General features: G+C 49.5%; 3 protein-coding genes and 1 pseudogene. All 4 read left to right on the top strand.

The window, feature by feature from the left end; all coding sequences use genetic code 11:
- Positions 1-1042: pseudogene (locus ACR0P9_RS09245) on the top strand (phenylalanine--tRNA ligase subunit beta); the annotation flags it as partial.
- A 74-nt stretch (positions 1043-1116) separates the two neighbouring features.
- Entirely contained in the window at positions 1117-1362 is a 246-nt protein-coding gene (locus tag ACR0P9_RS09240) for an IreB family regulatory phosphoprotein (protein ID WP_216469119.1), read from the top strand.
- A 348-nt stretch (positions 1363-1710) separates the two neighbouring features.
- A complete protein-coding gene (locus ACR0P9_RS09235) occupies positions 1711-2019 on the top strand; it encodes a hypothetical protein (protein WP_432619453.1) in 309 nt (102 codons plus the stop codon).
- A gap of 34 nt (positions 2020-2053) precedes the next feature.
- Positions 2054-3187 (top strand): SH3 domain-containing protein, encoded by a 1134-nt coding sequence (locus ACR0P9_RS09230; protein WP_432619451.1) that lies wholly within the window; start codon positions 2054-2056, stop codon positions 3185-3187.
- Positions 3188-3550 lie beyond the last annotated feature (363 nt).

Below are 3550 nucleotides of genomic sequence, written 5' to 3'. Positions count from 1 at the left end.
GTTCTACCGCACGGATATTGCCCGCATGTGCGATCTGGCAGAGGAAGTTGCCCGCATGTACGGCTACGACAACATCCCGACCACACAGTTCGGCGGTACGGCTGCCGGTGGTCTGTCCCCGAAGCAGTATTTTGAGAAGAATATCGGCACTTATGCTCGTGCCTGCGGCTTTGACGAGGCACAGAACTTCTCGTTCGGCAGCCCAAAGATGTATGACAGCATCGGTCTGCCGGAGGACAGCGAAAAGCGTCTGTCCGTTACCATCCTCAATCCGCTGGGCGAGGATTTCAGCGTGATGCGCACCACTTCCCTGCCGTCCATGCTGGAGTGCCTGATGCACAACCTGAACCACAGAAACCCGACCGCAAGCCTGTATGAGATCGCAACGGTATACCTGCCGGAGATCAAGGACGGCAAGGTAAACACCGAAGTTCTGCCGCAGGAGCCGCACATCCTGACGATGGGCACCTATGGCCGTCTGTCCTTCTTCCAGTTCAAGGGCATCATTGAGAAGATCCTCAGCGAGAGCGGCGTATCTGACGTCAGCTTCGAGCCGGTAACCGACAACCCGTCCTATCATCCGGGACGCTGCGCAAAGGTTCTGACCGGCGACACCGAGCTGGGCATCTTCGGCACCATTCATCCGGTCATCTCCAAGAACTACGGCGCTGGCAAGAGCGAAGTTCTGGCGGCTGAGATCAATCTGGACGTGATGTTCGCCAACGCCAACACCGACAAGCTGTATCAGCCGCTGCCGAAGTATCCAGCATCTACCCGTGATATTGCGGTTCTGTGTGACGATTCCATTCCGGTAGCACACATGGAAAAGGCCATTGCCAAGGCTGTCGGCGGCATTCTGGAAGCTGTCTCCCTGTTTGATGTATACAAGGGCGATCAGGTGCCGGAGGGCAAGAAGAGCGTGGCATACTCCATGCGTCTGCGCGGCAGTGACCGCACGCTGACCGATGAAGAGTGCGACAACGCGATGAAGAAGGCAATCGCTGCCCTTGAAAAGCAGTTCGATGCAAAACTTCGTCAGTAAAATATTATTTACAATCCTTTACAATTCTGAATTTTTGTATTATCATGGTAGATAGTTGAAAGGAGGGCTCCGTAATGCTTGATGGAACAAGAAAGTTCAGCATGAAAGAAGAAAGTAATAAGGAAATGAAGCGCGTGCTTCAGACAGTATATGATGCTCTGAAGGAAAATGGCTATAATCCGATCAACCAGATTGTGGGTTATCTGCTCTCCGAAGATCCGACATATATTACCAACTATAACAATGCACGCAGCTTAATTCGCAAAATTGACCGCGATGAGCTGATGCAGGAACTGATTTCCAATTATCTGGATCTGTAATGCAAAGCTAAACGCAGGACGTTTTACGTCCTGCGTTTTTTTCGTCAATGTAACCAAAGCATTCTCGTTTGTTCCCTATTGTTACCGATATATCCAACAGAATCGTGGAAATGTGCACAAAAAACACGTTATTTTCTATCTTCCGGCAACAGAAGAAGTGATTGACATCCTGCAAAGCATGTGCTATACTATAGCCAATGTAACCGAATTGTAATGTGCTAGAGAGTTGATTGTAACCTATCAGCCATACCAAGGCGGTTGTATGCATGTCTTTCGTTTGACAGAGATTCTTGAGCGTGTTATACTGGATATATTATTGCGAATTTTTAATCAAAGGAGAAATACGATATGTCAGCTACCGCTAAGAAAAGCGCAGATGAAGAGATCCTGACCTATAAGGGTCATCCACTTATGAGACATAACAATATCATTTATTATGGCAGCATGAGCGACCGCTACATTATTATGATGCAGATCCTGGAAACCAAGAAGGTTCAGGATATGGAAGTTGCAACCAAAGTAGCCGTTCAGCTCCAGCAGACATCCCCGAGCGTGCGTCCGAAGGATCGCATCGTCAAGAAGACCGAAAAGAATGGTCTGTATACAGCTCTGGACATTGCCGTTGTATGGCTGAACCGAGCACTGTCTGCGAAGTAACCATTATTTCGTTAATTTTCAGGAGGATAAACCAATGATACATTCCAAGAAGATGAAGTTTGCAGTGACCACCGCGGCTGCGACTGCAATCGTATGCACCGGCGCACTGGCTGCAAATGTAACTTCTACGACCGATGTAAACGTTCGCTCCGGCGCAGGTAACTCTTACTCGGTTCTGACCGTGATGAAGTCCGGCACCACTACCGCAAGCCTCGGCACTTCCGGCAGCTGGACCAAGGTCAACGTAAACGGCAAGACCGGCTACGTATACAGCAAGTACCTGACTTCCGGCAGCTCTTCTTCTACTCCGTCCAACGGCGGTACACAGAGCGTTTCCAAGACCGTTTATATCTCGGCTTCTTCTCTGAATGTTCGTTCCGGTGCAGGTACCTCCTACAGCGTCATCGGTAACTTGAAGAAGGGCAACAGCGCTTCTGTTGTTGCTTCGACCAACGGTTGGTATAAGATCAAGTACGGCGGCGGCTATGGCTACATCAGCAGCAAGTACACCACCTCTCAGGTTCCGTCCAACACGACGAGTTCTGTTGCTCCGACAACTTCTACCAACAAGACCGTATACACAACGACCACTCTGAATGTTCGTTCTGGCGCAGGTACTTCTTACAGTGTTGTCGGCGTTCTGGGTTCTGGCAAGGCTGCTTCTGTTGTAGGCACCTCTGGCAGCTGGTACAAGATTAAGTACGGCAGCGGCTATGGCTACATCAGCAGCAAGTACACCACGTCTTCTGCTCCGTCTAACGGCGGCAGCTCCAATGGCAGTTCTTCTACCCCGTCCAACAGCTCCGGCTCTTCTATTGCTTCGTATGCAAAGAGCTTCTTGGGTTGTTCCTATGTATATGGTGCTGCTGGCCCGCGTACCTTTGACTGCTCTGGTCTGACCCAGTATGTATACGCACACTTCGGCAAGTCCATTCCGCGTACTTCTGCTTCTCAGTACGCTAGCTGCAAGAAGATTTCCAAGTCCCAGCTTCAGCCGGGCGACCTGATGTTCTTCTCCAGTTCCAGCGGCGGTGGTGTCAGCCATGTTGGCATCTATGTTGGCAATGGTCAGATGGTTCATGCAGCAAACTCCAGAACAGGTGTATGCATGGACAGCATCAACAGCTCTTACTATGTAAAGAACTACGTTGGTTCTGGTCGTTACTAATACATAATCGAACGTTGAAAGCCGACTGAATCAATCAGTCGGCTTTTTTATCATGATACTTAAATATATAGATGTATGTTCTCACCTGCTTTGCGCAGGACACGGAATCGGGTGAAAGTCCCGGCGAGTCGGTCACTGTGAAGCCGCCTTTGTGCGGATAAGTCAGATACGTGGAGCACATACAATACGCCTGCCGGAACCGGGATGTATAGAAATGATGTGGGATACAGCTATCGCTGTCTCCTTTCTTTTGCGTACGCTGTTTTTGGCAGTGTACGCATTTTTCTTTTTGGGAGGTTTTATCATGTCTCACCATTATTCCTACTTTTCGCACAAGAAATGTGAATACTTTCCCTGCCATCC

The organism is Butyricicoccus sp. (assembly GCF_050872565.1).
GTDB lineage: Bacteria > Bacillota > Clostridia > Oscillospirales > Butyricicoccaceae > Butyricicoccus_A.
The sequence above is the reverse complement of the archived record's forward strand: the minus strand, read 5'-3'. Positions and strand labels throughout refer to the sequence as shown.

Bases quoted from the DNA above. Each gene is read 5' to 3' on its own strand.
- ACR0P9_RS09240 (WP_216469119.1), top strand. From the start codon at position 1,117: ATGCTTGATGGAACAAGAAAGTTCAGCATGAAAGAAGAAAGTAATAAG.
- ACR0P9_RS09235 (WP_432619453.1), top strand. From the start codon at position 1,711: ATGTCAGCTACCGCTAAGAAAAGCGCAGATGAAGAGATCCTGACCTAT.
- ACR0P9_RS09230 (WP_432619451.1), top strand. From the start codon at position 2,054: ATGATACATTCCAAGAAGATGAAGTTTGCAGTGACCACCGCGGCTGCG.